18 protein-coding genes and 1 pseudogene are annotated in these 17,720 nt (G+C 61.2%); 6 read left to right on the top strand and 13 right to left on the bottom strand.

What is annotated here, in order from left to right:
- Nucleotides 1–49: 49 nt before the first annotated feature.
- The 3 genes from N181_RS18260 to N181_RS18250 are packed head-to-tail and all read right to left on the bottom strand — an operon-like array spanning nucleotide 50 to nucleotide 4,177.
- Nucleotides 50–1,123: a lipocalin-like domain-containing protein gene (locus tag N181_RS18260; protein WP_037400143.1), complete on the bottom strand. Its 1,074-nt coding sequence runs from the start codon at nucleotides 1,121–1,123 to the stop codon at nucleotides 50–52.
- A complete protein-coding gene (locus tag N181_RS18255) occupies nucleotides 1,113–3,524 on the bottom strand; it encodes an ABC transporter permease (RefSeq protein WP_080579197.1) in 2,412 nt (803 codons plus the stop codon). Before N181_RS18255 ends, N181_RS18260 begins: the two co-directional genes overlap by 11 nt.
- The gene (locus tag N181_RS18250; protein WP_037400160.1) at nucleotides 3,521–4,177 is read right to left on the bottom strand and encodes an ABC transporter ATP-binding protein; all 657 of its coding nucleotides are present in this window, start codon (nucleotides 4,175–4,177) and stop codon (nucleotides 3,521–3,523) included. The genes N181_RS18255 and N181_RS18250 overlap by 4 nt, the downstream gene beginning before the upstream one ends.
- 612 nt (nucleotides 4,178–4,789) lie before the next feature.
- Here N181_RS18250 and N181_RS18245 point away from each other — a divergent pair.
- Genes N181_RS18245 through N181_RS18230 form a run of 4 tightly spaced genes read left to right on the top strand, consistent with a single transcriptional unit; the run spans nucleotide 4,790 to nucleotide 7,231 of the window.
- Nucleotides 4,790–5,239 carry a thiosulfate oxidation carrier protein SoxY gene (locus tag N181_RS18245; RefSeq protein WP_037434356.1) on the top strand — a complete coding sequence of 150 codons (450 nt, stop codon included), beginning with the start codon at nucleotides 4,790–4,792 and terminating at the stop codon, nucleotides 5,237–5,239.
- 18 nt (nucleotides 5,240–5,257) lie between these two features.
- Nucleotides 5,258–5,584: a thiosulfate oxidation carrier complex protein SoxZ gene (gene soxZ / locus N181_RS18240; RefSeq protein ID WP_234885955.1), complete on the top strand. Its 327-nt coding sequence runs from the start codon at nucleotides 5,258–5,260 to the stop codon at nucleotides 5,582–5,584.
- Nucleotides 5,585–5,600: 16 nt separating this feature from the next.
- Nucleotides 5,601–5,960 (top strand): c-type cytochrome, encoded by a 360-nt coding sequence (locus tag N181_RS18235; RefSeq protein ID WP_234885954.1) that lies wholly within the window; start codon nucleotides 5,601–5,603, stop codon nucleotides 5,958–5,960.
- Nucleotides 5,957–7,231: an NAD(P)/FAD-dependent oxidoreductase gene (locus N181_RS18230; RefSeq protein ID WP_060563642.1), complete on the top strand. Its 1,275-nt coding sequence runs from the start codon at nucleotides 5,957–5,959 to the stop codon at nucleotides 7,229–7,231. The genes N181_RS18235 and N181_RS18230 overlap by 4 nt, the downstream gene beginning before the upstream one ends.
- Here the strand turns inward: N181_RS18230 and N181_RS18225 are convergent.
- The 10 genes from N181_RS18225 to N181_RS18190 form a co-directional block, all read right to left on the bottom strand.
- Complete coding sequence (locus N181_RS18225; RefSeq protein WP_050994703.1) at nucleotides 7,174–9,351, bottom strand: heavy metal translocating P-type ATPase; 2,178 nt, start codon at nucleotides 9,349–9,351, stop codon at nucleotides 7,174–7,176. The genes N181_RS18230 and N181_RS18225 overlap by 58 nt on opposite strands.
- Nucleotides 9,348–10,061 carry a sulfite exporter TauE/SafE family protein gene (locus N181_RS18220; protein ID WP_037400172.1) on the bottom strand — a complete coding sequence of 238 codons (714 nt, stop codon included), beginning with the start codon at nucleotides 10,059–10,061 and terminating at the stop codon, nucleotides 9,348–9,350. Before N181_RS18220 ends, N181_RS18225 begins: the two co-directional genes overlap by 4 nt.
- A gap of 67 nt (nucleotides 10,062–10,128) precedes the next feature.
- The gene (locus N181_RS35225) at nucleotides 10,129–10,251 is read right to left on the bottom strand and encodes a hypothetical protein (protein ID WP_014331375.1); all 123 of its coding nucleotides are present in this window, start codon (nucleotides 10,249–10,251) and stop codon (nucleotides 10,129–10,131) included.
- 122 nt (nucleotides 10,252–10,373) lie between these two features.
- The gene (locus N181_RS18215) at nucleotides 10,374–10,595 is read right to left on the bottom strand and encodes a hypothetical protein (RefSeq protein WP_014331376.1); all 222 of its coding nucleotides are present in this window, start codon (nucleotides 10,593–10,595) and stop codon (nucleotides 10,374–10,376) included.
- The gene (locus tag N181_RS34285) at nucleotides 10,549–10,743 is read right to left on the bottom strand and encodes a hypothetical protein (RefSeq protein ID WP_080577740.1); all 195 of its coding nucleotides are present in this window, start codon (nucleotides 10,741–10,743) and stop codon (nucleotides 10,549–10,551) included. The genes N181_RS18215 and N181_RS34285 overlap by 47 nt, the downstream gene beginning before the upstream one ends.
- 2 nt (nucleotides 10,744–10,745) lie before the next feature.
- The gene (locus N181_RS18210; protein WP_037400175.1) at nucleotides 10,746–12,407 is read right to left on the bottom strand and encodes a cbb3-type cytochrome c oxidase subunit II; all 1,662 of its coding nucleotides are present in this window, start codon (nucleotides 12,405–12,407) and stop codon (nucleotides 10,746–10,748) included.
- Complete coding sequence (locus tag N181_RS18205; RefSeq protein WP_037434350.1) at nucleotides 12,404–13,849, bottom strand: cbb3-type cytochrome c oxidase subunit I; 1,446 nt, start codon at nucleotides 13,847–13,849, stop codon at nucleotides 12,404–12,406. Before N181_RS18205 ends, N181_RS18210 begins: the two co-directional genes overlap by 4 nt.
- Before the next feature lie 76 nt (nucleotides 13,850–13,925).
- The gene (locus tag N181_RS18200; RefSeq protein WP_037434348.1) at nucleotides 13,926–14,396 is read right to left on the bottom strand and encodes a c-type cytochrome; all 471 of its coding nucleotides are present in this window, start codon (nucleotides 14,394–14,396) and stop codon (nucleotides 13,926–13,928) included.
- Between the two features lie 12 nt (nucleotides 14,397–14,408).
- Nucleotides 14,409–15,545, bottom strand: coding sequence for a metallophosphoesterase family protein (locus N181_RS18195; RefSeq protein WP_037434346.1), 1,137 nt, complete (start codon nucleotides 15,543–15,545; stop codon nucleotides 14,409–14,411).
- A 126-nt stretch (nucleotides 15,546–15,671) separates the two neighbouring features.
- Nucleotides 15,672–16,391 (bottom strand): hypothetical protein, encoded by a 720-nt coding sequence (locus N181_RS18190; RefSeq protein WP_037400188.1) that lies wholly within the window; start codon nucleotides 16,389–16,391, stop codon nucleotides 15,672–15,674.
- Nucleotides 16,392–16,611: 220 nt separating this feature from the next.
- Between N181_RS18190 and N181_RS18185 the strand changes: the two genes are divergently transcribed.
- On the top strand, nucleotides 16,612–17,223 hold the full coding sequence (locus tag N181_RS18185) for an SCO family protein (protein ID WP_037434345.1): 612 nt from the start codon (nucleotides 16,612–16,614) through the stop codon (nucleotides 17,221–17,223).
- A gap of 72 nt (nucleotides 17,224–17,295) precedes the next feature.
- Nucleotides 17,296–17,697 (top strand): annotated as a pseudogene (locus N181_RS18180) (aminotransferase class I/II-fold pyridoxal phosphate-dependent enzyme); the annotation flags it as partial.
- Nucleotides 17,698–17,720: the final 23 nt, after the last annotated feature.

Below are 17,720 nucleotides of genomic sequence, written 5' to 3'. Positions count from 1 at the left end.
CAGAGCGACACCGAGGGTACCTTCCTGCTTGTCAGGCCGTTCAGCTAATTTAGTACCCAGTCATCTCCAGATACCCCCTCCCGCCGACGGTGCCGCCGAAGCTGATCGGGCCCTCCCAGTACGGTATGGACGTTGCCATCCATGCTTGGTCGTTCAAAGGCTCGGTTGTGACGTCAAAGCCGTGGCTGGGGATACGGAGATTCCAAGAGACGGGAATTTGACGGCCTGCGACCTTGGCGGTTCGGACGGGGACGATCTGGAGAGCTCCCGCGGGCAAGGGCTCCGGCCGCCCGTCGGCGGTGATCCACGTCGCCGAGGTGAACCCCTCTCCTTTGTCTCTGAGACGGAATCCCATGAGCTTCTCCCCTGAATCCAGATGCAGCGAGAACCAGTCCCAGCCCGTCTGGTCTTCAGCGAGTGGCTGTGTGGACCATTCGCGATCAAGCCAAGCCTTTCCGGTCACGTCGACATTCCCAGTGGGTAGCGCAAGCGAGCCGGTTGCCGCGTAGAACGGTTGCGAATAGTAGTAGCTGGCCTGTCCCTGCGCCGATTTCACCGAATAGCCGTTATTGCCATGGGGCACCAGCGGGCCCGTGGCCGATAGGCGGAGTTCATAGCCGAAGTCCTTTGCTGTCGCGTGCAGAGTAAGTTCGGCCAGTTGATCCGCTCCTGGGGCGGCACCCCCCTTCATCTGCCAGTCGTCGATCCAGGCCGAGAAAGGTTCCGCCACGACCCCAGCCTGCCCTACTCCCCCGCGTGAAATACGTTCTGCCACGAAGTGGTCTTGGGAAGTGGTGACGGCTGCGTGACCCATCCAAATCTGTGGGCTCGCCCACCCTTTGGCCTCCCTTGGAGCAAGCGCTGACCGGAAAAGGGTCCACTGCGCTCCGTATTGAGTTCCGTCCGCAGCTTCAAGATTTGCCGTGAGATACCACCACTCTATTCGGAAATCCGGATGTGCGCCGTGGTCGTCGGGGAAACGGAACAGCAGGCCGGGCTGCGGCACCGAAAACCCTTCAGCCGCCGCGCCGAGGCCACCAAAACCCTGGGAGGCCGCTTGGCTTCCGGACAAGCTGGCCATGGTCATCACCGCAAAAGTGATCGCAATCGATCTAACGCTCATTGGCGAATACCTTGAGAAGTTCCGACGGCGCGAGTCCCGCCAGCCTACGAAGCGGGATCAACATGGAAACGACCGCAGCGGCGAGCGCGACGAGGCCGAGCCGGACCCACTCGTAAGGAAAGATATGCATTGGCACACGCCAGCCGAAGGCTTCGACATTCACCACCGCGAGAAGCACCCACGCCAGCGCCAGGCCGAGGGGTAAAGCGGTAGTAAATGTTGCCAGCCAGAGCACCAGGGTCCTTAGAATCTCAAGAATGGCGAGATCGCGCCTTGTGACCCCCATCGCCCAAACTGGCGCAAGCTGCGGGAGGCGCATTTCCGTAAGCGTGAGGAGGCTCAAGAACATAGCCAATGCTGCAACTCCAAGCGTGAGTGTGTTCAGCGCGCCAGTCACCAAAAACGTGCGATCGAAGATCCGCCGTGACTGTTCCTTCAGTGCCGCTTGATCGACGATGTTGTCCGGTGGTAGTCCGAATTCGTCCGAGAGGCTCGACCGCAGGTCTGCAACCTGATCAGGCTGGACCCGCAGACCGTAGCGCAGGCGCGAGACTTGCGGGTACCGAGAGGTCAGGGCGTCTATTCCGGCGATGACCTGGCCCTTTGGGTTTCCGTAATCCGAATAGGCGCCGACAACGGTCGACTTCCAGTCGCTGGCCAGATCCAGCTGATCGCCGATGCGGAGCCGCTCCCGCCTCCAGAACTGTTCGTTGACCAATACTCCTTCACCGGAAGCCACCCGATCCCAGACATCGGGCAAGCCAACGATCAGCGGCCAGTGCTTCCGGTAGGTCGGATCGTCAACAACACCGAAGATCTGCATCGGTTGCCCCCGGATCTCGGTGTCCACGCTGGAGATCGGCAGCACCGATTCCACCTTCGTTGCGAGCCACGCCCTGAGCCGGTCTGCCTCGAGTTCGTTCCGGGCGGCGACGTAAAGCTCCGCAGCGAGGCGTTGGTCGAGCCAGCCCACGAAAGTGAGACGGAAGCTCGACACCATGGTTCCGACGCCTACGTTTGCCGCCAGCGCAAGAAGCAATGCCATGAGGGCAAGGGAAAGCCCGGGGAGCTGTTGGCGCGCATCGGCCCAGAACCACATGATGAGCGCACCCGAAGACGCCCGCTGCATCAAGGTGAGGAATCCGGAGAGCACGGCCGGGAGAAGTAGCGATGCGCCGAGCAGAAGACAGCCAAGGACGCCAAAGCCCGCCTGAAGTCCATCAGCCCATAGAATAAGTGCTCCCGAGAGGCCTAGCAAAGCCGCTGCGGCCAGCGCCTGAAATCGCCGTCCGGTCCGCGACGACCGCCCCCACTTCTGAGGCTGGGCCGCCGCGAGCAAAGGCACCCGCATCAAGCGCACCAGGCTCTGTGTCGATGAGACCAATGTTCCGGCCACCGCGATGGCAAAGCCCGAGAGCCACCACTCCGGACGTAGGGAAAGCGTGCCGGGGACGCTGGCTCCGTAGAGTCCTTCGAGGGTTGCGGCGACTCCGGGCAGTAGCAGCGACGCGACCAGATATCCGACGATGACTCCGGCCGCCCCGGCGGCGAGGGCGAAAAGGACAAGCTCGGCGAGCAGCAAAACCGCAAGCGCGCTCAACGAAACTCCAAGGCACCGAAGCGTTCTGAAGGTCGGGCGCCGCTGCTCGAAGGCGAGGCCGATCGTCGAGTACACGATGAACAGCCCCACCGCAAAGGCGAGAAAACCGAAGGCCGTCAGATTGAGATGGAAGCTCTCGGTAAGATGCTCGATATCGCTTTGCGCAGTCGGCTCGCGAACTGAGAGCGCCGGGGCAAACGTTCCGAGTGGCTCCAGACCGGGACGTTGGTTCTCGGCGATCACAATCCGAGTGAGTTCGCCGTCTCTTCTTAATAGCCGCTCTGCCAAGCCGATATCGACGAAGGCTGCCCCATCCGGCATCCGATCCGAAACACGCAATGCGAGGTCAGTCTGCCCTCGTATTTTCTCCGCTGTTTCAGGAGAGACAACCATCGTACCCGGAGGCGAGATGAAGGAAAGCAAGTCCCCGGCATTCGCCAGATCGACGGTCCGCGTCTCTGCTGGCATCGTCAGAGGCTCGATGCCGATCACCCTCAGCCGGGTGGCTCCGAACCGATATTCCCCCTCGAGGACCGGCGACACGTTCCAACCCGCGCGTCTGAGCCGCACGAAGGCGTCCCGCGGGATCGAGCGCCCGCCTGGAGAAACCAAGTGCGCCAACCCGTTCTGATCCAATGCAGCCGCTGCGCGGGCGTAGCTCGCGCGGGCTTCTGCGTTGACCGCCTGCACCCCGGACCACAGGGCAGTCGCCAGCGCCAAGCCCAACATGAGAGCGCCGAGCTGTAGCGGCTGTCGTCGCCAGTGGGACAAGAGTGCCGCGGCCACGGTCGAAATCGTCATGTGATCTTCCCCGACCGCAAATGGATCTGCCGGTCGAGCCTGTCCGCGAGTCTGTGCGAATGCGTCACCATGAGCAGCGTCGATCCTGTTCCCTTCGAAAGCGAGAACATCAGATCCAGGACAGCGTCTCCGTTAGCCTCGTCCAGATTTCCTGTGGGTTCGTCTGCCAGAACCAAGCCGGGACGTGCGGCAAGGGTCCGTCCGATTGCCACTCGCTGCTGCTGTCCGCTCGAAAGCTGCTCTGGATATCTCGTCAGCAATGTTCCGACTCCGAGGCGCTCCACGAGTTCATTTTCCCACGCGGAATCGTGGCGACCGGCGAGCTTGGCGTGGAAGGCTATGTTCGCCGCCACGTCTAGTGAGGGGATAAGGTTGAACTGCTGAAACACGAGGCCAACTTCGGTTCGCCTGTAGGCGGCGCGACCTCGATCGTCCAGCTTGGAGATGTCTCGACCCCCGATCAGGATCTCGCCTGCGTCCGGGCGGTCTAGGCCGGCTACGAGATGCAGGAGGGTGCTCTTACCGCTACCAGACTCGCCTGTCAGGGCAACGCAGTCTCCCGCGCCGAGATCGAGATCGATCCCTCTCAACACTTCAAGCCGCCCTTCGGCAGTCTCATAGGATTTACTAAGATTGCGGAGTGCGATCACCATGGCGGCCAAGATCACGACGATGTCACATATGTAACTCTCCATGCCCGCCTGGAAAGGCCCACGGCGAGGATATGTGGATGCCGACCTCTTCGAAGTTCAGGTTCTTCGCAAATCGACTCCTAGCAAATAATGGCAGCCGACAATATGGCGCAGTCGGCTGGAGCACGCTTCAATCACCATTCAGGATGAGTGTAGGCCAGGTTGCACCAGATTGCATCGCCGCGCTCGTCCAGTTCTTTCGCGCTACATCCTCGAACCAGTTTGGCACGACGCTCAGACGCGCGATTAGAGGTCGCGTGAACGTCGCTGCTCGGCTTGACTCTATGGCGGATGCCGGCAGCATTTTCGTCAGTGCCGCCGTCGTCCAAGCGGCGGCTTATTTGCGTTTAAGCAAACGAACGACTCACACCGCCTCTAAGACGAGAAAGCGGACGCGGGTAATACTTCGATGTAAGCGTGACAAACCCTTGCATTGCAAACGATTTACGCGGCACGGGACAGGGTGTACTCTTTTTCCGAGAACCGCGCGATGGCACCCTTGCTGTTGTTTGAAGGATCGCTACCTCATTGAAGGGATGCACGCGATCCCCGCAAGGCGCCGGAGACAGAACGATGAGTTTGACGCGCCGCCATATGTTGACCCGCACAATCGGGACCGCAGCATGCGCACTTGCCCTGTTGGCGCCGAAGCGTATGCAGGCAGCGGATGGGGTGCAGGACTTCGTCTGGCGTCTGACCGGTCGGGCGGCGACGCCTTCGGATCGACTTCGCCTCGTGATGCCGGCGGAGTTCTCGACTGGCTATACGGTGCCTATGGACATCTCGATCGACAGCCCGATGACGAAGTCCGACCACGTCAAGTCCTTGCGGGTGTTCGCTCCTAAAAACCCACTCGTCGAAGTGGTTCAGTTCCATTTTGTTCCGGAGCGTAGCCTCCCTCGCGTCTCGACGCGCGTTCGCCTGGCTGCCCCGCAACATGTCGTGGCGCTTGCCGAGATGAGCGACGGTAGCCTGCTGATGGCAAAGGCCTGGGTGACTGTCGCCACCAATGGCTGTCTCTAAGTTGTGATGGGAGGTAAGGTGACCACTCCTGTTCCTCGCGTGATGGTTCCTGGCTCCGTGTCCAGGCACGAAGTGTTTCCGATCAAGGCCATTATTCAGCACGAGATGGAAACGGGACTGCGCACCGATAGCACGGGCCAGGTCATCCCGCGCAAGATCATCAACGGTTTTGTTTGCCGCTACGGCAGCGTCGAGGTGTTCCGGGCCGATTTACACGAGGCCGTCGCGGCCAATCCGTTCCTGGAGTTCTACCTTCGCGCTACGGAAAGCGGACGGCTCGAATTTATCTGGCAGGAAGACGGCGGCGCCATCTATTCGCTGTCTCACGAGATAGTGGTCACCTAGTATGACGCGGGATCAGATGACCGAGAGTGTCTTGTCCGCAAATGGGGAAACCAAACATCAAATCCATTCTCTCCTGAGACTCTCGCTTTCGCTCGCACTCCTTTTTCCTGGAGGTTCGGTGGCCGCAGATGCGAGCCATGGCGCCCAGATCGCTGCCGCCTGTGCATCCTGCCACGATCCGAGCGGCCGCGGCCATGCTATTCCGCCGATCACCTCGCTTGACGAGCAGACCATCATCAAGTTCATGCACAACTACCGAGCCAGCGAAAGTTCGAGTCATGTGATGCATGCGGTCGCGCTGTCGCTGTCAGAAGAGGAAATAGGGGCCGTGGCGCGCCACCTTGCCGCAAACGTCCGGCATCGAGACCCGCCATGACGAACTGGACGCGCCGGCAGATCTGTAGCATGGCCGGAGGCGTTTTGGCGGCGGCAGCCGCACCGCACGTTGCGCGAAGCCAGAACAAGCCGCGCGTCGTGGTCATCGGCGGCGGCATCGGCGGCGCGACGGTGGCGCGGTATCTCGGCGACCTGAAAACGATGGACGTGACCCTCATCGAGACGAAACGCCGATACGTCACCTGCTTCTTCAGCAATCTCTATCTCGCCGGACTTCGTTCGCTCGCCTCCCTGACCTTCGGGTTCGAGGTACTGACCGAACGCCATGGCCTCAAGGTAATCCATCAGGCCGCAACAGGGGTCGATCCCGGCACCAAGACAGTCACGCTTCGGGACGGCGTGAGGTTGGCCTATGACCGGCTGGTGGTCGCCGCGGGTATCGCCTTCAAATCCGGCGAGATCCGCAATTACGACGCGTCGGCTGCAGAAATCATGCCGCATGCCTGGAATGCCGGGCCACAGAGCGAGCTGCTGCGACGACAGCTCGAAAGCATGGAGGATGGGGGCGTGTTCGTGATCGTCGCGCCTCCAGATCCGTTCCGCTGCCCACCGGCGCCGTACGAACGTGCCTCGCTCGTCGCCTATTATTTCAAACAGTTCAAGCCGAGGTCGAAGATCCTCATCCTTGATGCCAAGGACCGCTTTTCCGGTCAGGAACTGTTCCAGGAGGCCTGGGGCCGCCACTATCCAGGGATGATCGAATGGCTGCCTCGGCAATTCACCGGGGCAGTCAAGATCGTCGATGTCGCAGCGCGATCGGTGGTGACTGAAGGCGAGACGTTCAAGGCGGCCGTCGCGAATATCATCCCGGCACAAAAGGCCGGAGCGATCGCTGAGAAGACCGAACTCACCGACGCGTCTGGCTGGTGCCCGGTCGATCCCGTGACCTTCGAGTCGACGCTCCAGCGCGGCATCCATGTCGTAGGCGACTCGATCATCGGCGGCGACATGCCGAAGTCGGCATTTTCCACCAACAGCCAAGCCAAGGCATGCGCCTTCGCGATTGCGGCCTCACTCACGGGCTCGCAGCAGTTTCCGTCGCACCTGTTCAATTCGTGCTACACGTTTCTGGCGCCTGACGACGCTTTCACCAATGCCATCACCTTCACGCCCGAGGGCGGAAAGATAAAAACGGTCGAAACGTTCATCAGCAAGGTGGGCGAGAGCGCCGAGGTTCGCCGTCGCACAGCCCATCAAGCGGTCGGCTGGTATTCGGCCTTCACGGCGGATGTGTTCGGCGAAGGCTCCTGATGGAATGCTTGCGCTTGCCGACCAGCGATTTCCGATGGATCCGGGTCGGGCAACTGCTGGAGCCGCATCGAATTCATCACCACGAGTACGCTCGATCCGGCCATGACGGCCGCCGCGAGGATCGGCTGCAGAAATCCGAGGGCCGCGGCGGTCAATGCAATGAGATTGTAGCCGAACGCCCAGAGGAGATTGGTGAGAATGGTTCGGCGAACCGCACGGGCCACGTCGACGACCCAGGGCAACATCCAAAGCCCGCCGTCGGGCAAGACGAGTGCGGCAGTTTCGCGGGCGAGAGCGGTGGCCGAACCGACGGCAATGCCGACATCGGCGTCCGCCAGCACAGGGCCGTCATTGAGGCCGTCGCCGACCATGGCCACAGCGGCCCGTTCCTTCCGCAGGCGGTGCAAGACTTGCCGTTTCGCTTCCGGTGAAAGGCGAGCTTCAACCTGGCCAATGCCAACGACCGCCGCGATGCGCCGGGCCGGTTCCTGCAGATCGCCGGTCAGGAGCACCAGGTGCATCCCGCGGCTTTCGAGCCCGGCAACAGCCGCGGATGCCTCGGGCCGCGGCGTGTCGTCGAGCGAGAGCAGCGCTTGAACACGACCGCCCCAACCGACATCGATGAGCGAATGGCCGTCGGCCTCGATCGCGCAGGCCCGCGCGCGTAAATGCGATGAAAGCGGCCATCCGAGGTCGCTCATCAGCAATTCGTTGCCGGCCGCCATCGGCTCGCCACCGAACGTGCCCAGAATGCCTCGGCCGGGCACGATGCGAATATCCTGCGCCGGAGCCGGCCGAATACCTCGGAGCTTCGCGGCCGCGGTGACGGCTCGTGCCAGGGCATGTTCGGAATACTGTTCCAGACCGCTTGCGCGCGCCAGCACGTCTTCCGTCTCCACACCGTCCCGCTCAATGTCGACCACAGTCGGCCTGCCCACCGTCAATGTGCCGGTCTTGTCGAAGGCCACGCATCGAAGTCCGGCCAGGGCCTCCAGCACGCCGGGGTCACGGACGAGGCAACCGCAGCGCGCCAGCCGTCCGATGCCAAGCGTCGTTGCGAGGGGGGCCGCGAGCCCGACCGCGCATGGGCAGGCGACGACGAGGACTGCCAGTCCGATTAGCAGCGCCTGGTCGATGGGCTGAGATTGAGCCCAGTAAACCGCCGTCAGGCCGCTCAGGGCGAGCACAATGGGCACGGAGATCGCGACGACGCGGTCGGCGATCCGTTGAGTCGGACTGCGGTGCGAGAGAGCATCGCGAACAGATCGACAGATCCGAGCCCATCGGGTGTTGCTTCCGGCACCACTGCTGCGGATGAGCAGCGGGCCATCGAAATTGACGCTGCCGGCAATCACCGGCGTGCCGGGCGCCTTGTGGACCGACCGGCTTTCACCCGTGATCACCGACTCGTCGACATTCGATTCTCCCTCGGAAATTACGCCGTCGACGGGAATACGGTCTCCGGGCAGCACCCGAACGAGCATGCCGGGCATCACGTCACGCACAGAGCGGCGCGTCTCCACGCCGTCAAGCACTACGGTCGCGATCTCGCTCTCTGCTGCCAGCAGAGGCTCGAGATCGCGGGAGGCTCTAGCCCGTCCAGCGGCCTCGAGATAGCGGCCAAGCGTGAACAGCAGCAACACCATGGACGCCGTGTCGAAATAGACATGCGCGCCATTGAACATGGCAAAGACGGAATAGAAATAGGCCGACGCCACCCCAACGACGACTAGCGACGATGAATTCAGGCGACCGGCCGCCGCGTGCTGGACCGTTTCCTGGAGGAAAGGTTGGCCGAGGAGGACCACCGCGGGCGTCGCGAAGGCGAAGAGCAGGCCATGAACCCATGGAAGGAGGCGAGCATCGGCGCCGGAAAATACACCCATGTAGAGAAACAGGCTCACAAGCATGATATTCATGGAGAGGAAGGCAGCGACGCCGAGCCGGATCAGAAGCCACGCCGCTTCGGCGTCCTCGCCTCTGCCTTCCCGGACCTGATAGGCGATGCAGCAGCCATAGCAGCAGAAGCTTCTCTCCGTTCCATTCAGCATCCGCTGCAATGGTCGTCGGCCGAGCGGAAGCAGGCAATGGTCGCAGAACCCTTCGCCCTGGAGGCTCATAGCAGGTGGTCTCCATGAAGCATGCCGGCAGGCAGGACGCCACGGCCAAGCGTCGTCAGTCCGAGCAGCAGAATAAACGAACCGGCTAGCCAGACGCCGCGCCGTCGCCACACGGGCCCCAGGACTCCGCCGATACCTCCCATCATCAACATCGCCGGGAAAGTTCCGAGCCCGAAAGCAGCCATTGTAAGGAAGCCGGAAACTGCTCCAGCCGTGCTCGCAGCTTGGGCCAGGAAGGCGTAGACAAGCGGGCAGGGCAGGAACCCATTGAAGACGCCGAAGGCGAGGGGGGTAGCGTGCCCCGGAACGTTCAGAACCTTGCGTAAGGTCGCGGCGAACAGGCTACCGCCAAGCCCCGCCGTCAGCCGGTGAAGCGTCCCGAGCAGGCCAAAAAACTGGAGAGCGATCATGATCATCAGAAGTCCCGCGACGATCGCGAGGGCACGCTGAGCGAAGTCAATGGGTTCCGCCAGCGGCAACGTCGCGGAAAAATCTGCGGAGGTGCAGATCATCTGGCCGAAAGCTCCGGCCAAGGCGCCGAGGAAGCAATAGGTGGTCAGTCGACCCGTGTTATAGAGGAGGTGCCGCAGGACCGTGCCGCCTTGGCCACGTCCATCGCGGCCGAGCGCGCAAGCGAACCCACCACACATGCCGATGCAGTGGAAACTGCCGGCAAATCCTGCGGCAAACAGCACCAGATACGGGGTCATCTATCACCCTTTCCCGCTCGAGCTCAGGCGCGCGAGACAGGCGGCGGCCGTCGCTTCCGGGAAGCAACTATTTCCAGGCGAGGTACGCCACCCAGACGAAGAAGCCGATGTGGAAAATCGCTCCCCCTACGAAGGCCAGGGTCTGGATAATCCCTGCATCGGCAATCGAGAAGGCGGTCTGCGGCAACATGCATTCCTCCTGTCAGCCCCAAAAAGCCAAGACGAGATTGAGCGTCAGCGTAGCGAGCAAAAGGAGCAAGTTCAGTGCCGCGACTGCTAGAATGATCCGCGCTGCCAACATCTTCCTGAACATCAGATCCGACCAGGTCCCAGGCCGCCCCAATACTGGTAAGCGTAGTAGAGGGCCCAGGCGAATAGCACGAAATAGACGACCAGCAGCCACACAGGTATGTAGCCGTGGCGCGACTTTATCGTTCCGCCCAAGTATTCTTCCATGTCATGGCGGGGAGCGTCGGCCAGCTCCGGCTCATCCCGCGTCACGTTCTCGGGGTTGCTCTCGTGCACGTCCTTCATTCTCCATTTCCCTTTCAAAAAATTTGCTCGACGCTTCGTCCGTGTTGTAGAGGGCGCCTGAGAGCACGCCCCAGATGAACAGGCACAAGGCGCCGAGGCTCATAAGAAGGGCGCCAATATAGGGTCCGGTGATCTCAAATTCGGGCACGGTCAGCCTCCTTGCGCCATTCCCGCCGCCGGGCCGTTTTCGCCCGCGCCCACTGCCGTGCCGCTGCCCGGGACATAGGCCTTGTCCGGGGTTGCTGCCTGCCGATCGAGCTCGTCGAGCGCCTTGCGATCGGCCTCCGGAATGTTCAGAGGTTCGAGCGTCAGCGGGTCCTTGTAGGCGGAGAGCACCAGAACATGGTAGGAGAGCGCCCAGCGGTCCTCGTCCGGAAAGGCATTCCGGTAGGACGGCATTGGCGTGCCGCTCATGCCGGTGGAAATCGTGCGAAAGATGTCCTCGACTGCCGGCCCCGATTTGAACTGACCGCTTGTGAGATCGGCCGGCACGACCGGGAAGCCGAGGTCATCCTTGAGACCCGCAGCTTTTTCGCCATCGCCCTTGCCGCCCTGGCCGTGGCACTCCCAACACTTGGCCGCCTGCCAGATTTCCTTTCCACGGGTGAGTACCTGCAAGGTGGGATCCGGAGGGCGGCCGATTATCAGTGGCGGACCGGGCGGCTCTTCGACGAAGAACGCATAGGGCGCGGACGGATCGGAGCGATCAACGGCAAGTTCGAATTTGATGTACTGGATGACGGCGAGGCGATCATTGACCGGCAATTCGTGCCACGCGGGCATTGCCGTGCCACGAATGCCGCGTGTGATGGTGCGCAACAGGTCACCGTCCGTCGGCAGCGGCTCCTTTGTCAGCCTGAACTTGAACACGGCGGCCGAGAAGTCGCGCGGACGCTGCTTGTAGAGGAAGGTTGCGGCCGGCCCGTTGCCGTCGCCCTTGACCCCGTGGCAACCGAGACAGCGTCTTTCGTAAACCTCCTTGCCATGGGCGATCCATTCGTCGGAGCGAGGGAATGTGACGTCGATCACTTCCAATTGCTGCGGTTCGAACAAATCACGCCACTTGCCACGTTGCATGCCAAGTTTCTGAAGATAAGCGATGAGGGCTTGGAGCTCCTGCGTTTCAGCCGCGATTCTGACCGCTTCCCCGGCAAACTGTTCGCCGGGGATAAGGACAATCGGTTTCTTGTCGCGCGCAGCAAGGGGAACGAAAAGCAGGCCGTCGGCGCTCGGCGTCAGGGAAATCGAGACCTGACTGTCGAAATTGAACAGGGACTCGGTTACCGACGTCCTTTCCAGCGTCCGATTTCCCGCGCCGTCGTCAACGATGCGGGCCGTTCCGGCGGGCTCGTTGAAGAGGCCCCGATAGGGGGCCATGATCGAGTCCGGCGAAAGCATTCGCGGATCCCAGAAATGAGCCAGGTGCCACTCGTCGCTGAATTTGAGGCCGACCCGCATCAGGTCCGGGCCGATGCGCCGCGTGCCGAACAGATGCGGCACGTCATAGGCAAATTCGCCGGCTTCCGTCACAGGCCCCCAGCGACGCGTCTCGCCCGTCACGGGACGGACGAACTGGGAGTGGCAATACCAGCAGCCTTCGCGCAGGTAGATGGCGCGGCCCTCCTTCTGCAGCGGTGTGTAGTCTGTTGCCTCGGTGACCATCCATTTGAGCTGGCCAAATCCGGTGCGGACAACCGTCGTTACCTTGGTGGTGCGCGCCGTCGGTTCGAAGAAGGGCAAAATGCCTTGAGTGAACACTGCGAGAAAGAAGAAGAGGACGCCTGCCACGAGGGCTACGAACCGCGCAGTCATTCGGCAGGCTCCCCGGCAGGCAACGGACCCGGCTGCGGAACCATCCGTCTCTCGATGCTGGGCTCGGCAAGCGTGGTCAATGCGAGGTTGATTACCAGCAGCGCCATGCCGAGATCCATACTGATGCCGGCGACGGTGCGGACAAACCAGTAGGGTTTCATCTGGACTACGGTATCCAGCCATTCAACGCCGTTCATCCACTGGAAACCCTGCTGGAGGCCGCCGGCGGTCAGCACAAGCCCCATCGTGGAGATGCCGACGGTAATCAACCAAAAGGCCCAATTGCCCAGCTTGAACGACCAGAGTTCGCGCTCAAACAAACGTGGCCAGACATAGATCAGGCCACCCATCGCCCAGATGACGAAGGTTCCGAACACGGTCAAGTGCGAGTGCGAGATAACGAAGTCGGTGAAATGGGTTGGCTGCTGCAGGCTGCGCAGCGCCTCGGTCGAGCCCTGGAAGCAGCCGACCAGGTACATGATTGAACCCGTGATCAGGAACTTGGCGGGCAGGTTCCTGCCGAATTCGTGCCACTTGCCCATCATCGTGCCGAAGAAGTTGACCAGCACGGTCCAGACGGGAATTATCAGCAGCATCGAGGTGACGATAGCGATCGTCTCGGCCCAGTCGGCGATCGGACTGTAAAGATAGTGATGAATGCCGACGAACGGATAGAAGAGCGCGAGCGACCAGAAACCGACGAGCGAGAGCTTGTGGGAGAAAAGTGGATTGCGGGCGCTGAGCGGCAAGAAAAAGTAGATCAGCACATAGCCAGCAGGCGTCAACCAAAGACCCACGATGTAATGGATGTAAAGGCCATGGAACGCGGCGCTGTTGATGCCGGCGATCGTGTAGGGCAGGATGAAACTGCCGAGCACGAGGTTCATCGTTGTCCAGACGAAAGCTCCGATCAGATACCACAAGGCGACATAGAGCGGGGGCTCGAGCCGCCTGGATATGGTGAGGAGGAACTGCGCGGTCACGGTCGCCACGACGGCGAAGATCGGGACTTCCGCAAAAAGCGGCAGTTCCCCTGCCTCCAGGCCGTGATTTTCACCGAAAGTCAGGGAGACGAGGGCGGCGGCGAGAGCCACATTCCACAGCCATGCCATAGGTATTCCGAGGCCGGGCCACGGCACGCGCACGCCGCAGAGGCGCGGCACCAGATAGTAGCATTCTCCGATGAACAGGGCCGAAAAAGCCCCGAAGATGACGCCATTGACATGGACAGGGCGCAATCGGCCGAAGGTCAATTCAAGATTGCCCGTGCCGAGATAGTCGGGATAGGTGAACAGGCCAGAAATGACGACCCCGACCGAGGGCGTCACCATCAGCCAGAACATGCCCCAATAGAGCCACGTACGCACGACGGGGCCGTCAACCAGTTTGTCCAGGTCAACGTCGGCGAACCTACCGCGCAACACGACCGCGGTCTCTGCCAAGACATGCCTCCTCTTCCCCACGCCAGTGAGGCTTCACGCAAGGATGGCCAGGACCGCTCATCCGGATGGCGGCCGCCTAAAACTTTCCTGGCTGCAGCACCGAACCAGTGTTGGACCAGGTAATATAGGCTTCGAGAGCCTTCATGGCCTCCGACTCAGGATCAATCTTCTCGCCCTGGTTCGGCTTTTCGATGCACCAGTTGATCATGTCGCGTAGCGTTGCGAACTTTGCCATCTGCGCCTGGAATTTCGGGAAGGATTGCGGATGGGTGTCGGACGCCATCGGGTGACACATGGCGCATGCCATGCCGGTCTTCGAGAGGCTCGTACCGACGCCCATAGCATCGGCTGTCGCCTGATCGCCATGGAAGAGGAGGTCGCCCTTCCTGACCTCTTCCATGAACGCCTCCTGGTAGATCTTGAGCTGCTCCGGACTTACCGGATCCTTGTGAGCGCTTGCCGGCCCGACGAGGACAGCGGCCAGCGCGATACTCCCGGCAGCCGCGGAGCGCCGCAGAAGGCTGCGGAAACTTGGCTTGATCGTCATGATCAGCCCTCCCTAGTATGGCCACATGTTGTCGGCGATCCTCGGGCGAATGATCTCCGAAACATTCTTGTCATGGTCTTCGGGGGACTGCACGAAGACCTCTTTGCGGCCCCACATGATGTATTCCACGTCGACCTCATCGGTGGCCGCCACATCTATCTTTTCCCAGCCAACGCCATCATAGGGATCGCCGGGGTCGACGCGGATCATGGGTTTGGTAAGCTTCGGCAAGCCTTCCGGTGCATAAGGCCAGGGCCAGGAAGTCGCCAGCATGCCGATCGACCGCAATGTGCCGATCTCGTTGTAGAGCACCTGATGCACGTGGCCGTGAATGTTGGTGACCTTTGCGAACGGCTTCAACACCTCATGCACCTCGCGCCAGTCACGCACCCAGAAATTCCATGGCGGATAATATTCGTAGAGCGGGTTGTGGCTAAAGATGACCACCGGTCTGGTCTTGTCCCAGTCGGCCAACGTCTTTTCCATCCAGTCGAGCTGGTCCCGGCCGACACCGGCCCATGGCCCGGCGACTGTACCATCGAGGGTGGCCATGTGGCCCATGCGTTCCTCGGGGGTCATGTTCTTGGCGGTCCAGTAGTCCGGACCTCTGCTGACGGTATCGAGGCCGATAAAGCGCACGCCCTTATGGTCGAAGGTCCAATTGGGTTGGCCAAACAGCTCGCCCCATTTCTTGCCCATGTCGAGGTACCAGTCGTGCTCGCCTGGGATGTAGTGCTTCGGGATCTTAATCTCCTTTAGGAGATCGACGCCGAGTTCCAGTTCTTCGATCTTTCCGAGCTGGGCCAGATCGCCACCGAAGATCAAGAAATCGGCCGGCGGATCCATCGCCTGGACTTCCTGCGCTGCACGCACGACCTTGTCGACGAAGCGTGTGTTCAAGGACCTTGGATAGAGATGGGTGTCGGAGATCCAGGCAAACTTGAACGGCGCCTCGGCGGCATGGGCAATATCGAGCGTGTTGAGCAGCGGCCACCAGGCGAAGGCCTGGCCGACAGTTGCCGCGCCGAATACCAGGGATCCGTGGATAAAGGTGCGGCGGGTAATTTTCAGTGAGTCGTCGGGGCGAACCCCTTCGGGTTGCAGTACGGAATGCATTTCACGACGAATGCGATCAAGTTCGTCAGACATGACGAATCCTCCTCTCAGGCCGAAAGAAGAAGAACTCGGCCCCACAGAGGCAGACATGGCATGTAAGCCAGTCAGTACTTTTCTTGTTCTTTCCTTACTTTTCTCATGCCGATACGTTTACTGATACTACTTCTTCATAAGCTCGATATCGAGCTTGGTGGCTTTCCCGCCCTCGACGCTAACGGAAAATTCCATAGGTCCGATAAAGGGCTGCACTGCCACGAGCTTGTAGTCGCCCGGCGGAATGTCAGTGATGGAAAACTTGCCGTCAGCGCCGGTAACCGCGTAGTAGGGATTGTCCACCACGTAGATCCAGCCTTCCATCCAGCCATGCGCGTCGCAGTCGATGCGCACCGTGCCTGGACGGGGCAATTCGGTGGGGATGCGCTGACCCTGGTTCGGCAGGGCCAAGTTGAAGGCGGTGCGCTTGCCGTAATAGCCATGGGTGTTGTGCAGCATCGGGTCCGAGTTGACGACGTCGAGCGGCCCGGGAGCGATCACCTGCACTTCCGGTACAAAGCGGCATTTCTCATTGTCGAGCTCAGGTGTCTTGCCGGCTGCCGGCCAATCCTTGCCGGAGGCCACCTCGACCAAGTACACGACCGCGCTTTCGACGGCCTGGTTTGCTCCAACGCGGATCAGCGGCTCTTCCCGCGGATCCCCGCAAACCTCGACATCCTTGGTCGGTATGATCTTCTGCGTCGGGACGGTGCCACGATACACGATAACGCCTTCAATGGACCCACCTCCGGTTACAGCGCTGACCTCATAGGACAGCGCGGGAGATGCCATCGTCATCACTGCGGCGCTTATGAAAAACTCGGAGAAGAAGTGGCGCTTTCGCATAGCAACCTCCCTTCCCAAAAGGAAGATTGCATTCTCTTTCAGAATGGTTCTAATATCAAGTTGAATCGGTAGGGCTGGCGACAGCCAGCGGGAAACACCCGGCCGCGCCTCATTCCGCATCAGTTGCAATCGGCTCTTCCTGACCAGGTCGCCACGCATCCGTTTTATGCCGCCCACAGCGTGCGGCGACAGCATCGGCTCGCGAGGAGGGAGGCACGACGTGGAAGGGCGGAAAGATCAGCGTGGTGCTTCAGCTTTTTGCAGCGCCGTCCTCTGCGGCTTCATATCAGCCGCGGCATTCATCGTCACCGCGCCTGCTTTCGCCGTTTCGCCTGTGACGATCGGAGGACCGTTTAGCTTGATCGCACCGGACGGATCGACGGTAACCGATGCAAGCTTCCGTGGGAAATGGATGCTGGTGTTCTTCGGTTACACTTATTGTCCAGACCTCTGCCCAACGTCGCTGAGCGAGATTGCACTGGCCCTCGACAAGCTAGGCCCCGACGCGGCAAAGGTGCAGCCGGTCTTCATCACCGTCGACCCCGAACGCGATACGCCCGATGTAGTGGGGCAGTATATCGGCGCGATCGACCGGCGTATCGTCGGTTTAAGCGGAAGTCAGCGGCAGATCGCCGCCGTGTCGGAGGAGTATGGCGCCTTTAGCGAGCGGCACTCATCGGGCGCGAGCGCGGGCGACTATGTCGTCGATCACAGCACATATATTTACGTCATGAATCCTCAGGGCCGCTTCGTGCGCGGACTGAAGGCCGGCACACCCGCTGACGCCATAGCCGACACGCTGCGGCGACTGATGACCAGGGCCGGTCAATAAAGTTGCGTCGAAACGGATGCAACGCAGAGACAGGGGACGACCATGCCGGAGCGTTTGTCGCAACCCAAAGTACCGGGCACGGTGCGATCAGCCCTACCGCCGCCGATCTGTGCCGCCGCCACCGCCTCGATCCGCCATTTGAAGGTCTCTCAGGTTGAGCGCCAGAATCATCAAGATCGTGTCCAGCGGGTGAAGGCGGAGCTAACTGCGGCGAAGCTGCCGGTCATGGCCAGCGACAGCCACATCGTTCCGGTGCGGACCGGCGATCCGGCGAAATGCAAGGCGGCATCCGACATGCTGCTCGCCGAGTACGGCATCTATATCCAACCGATCAATTATCCGACCGTGGCGAGGGGAACCGAGCGGCTGCGCATCACGCCCTCGCCGTGCCACGACGACATCATGATCGGGCAACTTGTGGCGGCTCTCACCGACGTTTGGCATCAACTCGGCCTGCCGCACGAAAGTGCCGCATGCGCGGCAGAAAAACTACCGCG

Origin of the sequence: Sinorhizobium fredii USDA 205 (assembly GCF_001461695.1) — a bacterium.
GTDB lineage: Bacteria > Pseudomonadota > Alphaproteobacteria > Rhizobiales > Rhizobiaceae > Sinorhizobium > Sinorhizobium fredii.
The sequence above is the reverse complement of the archived record's forward strand: the minus strand, read 5'-3'. Positions and strand labels throughout refer to the sequence as shown.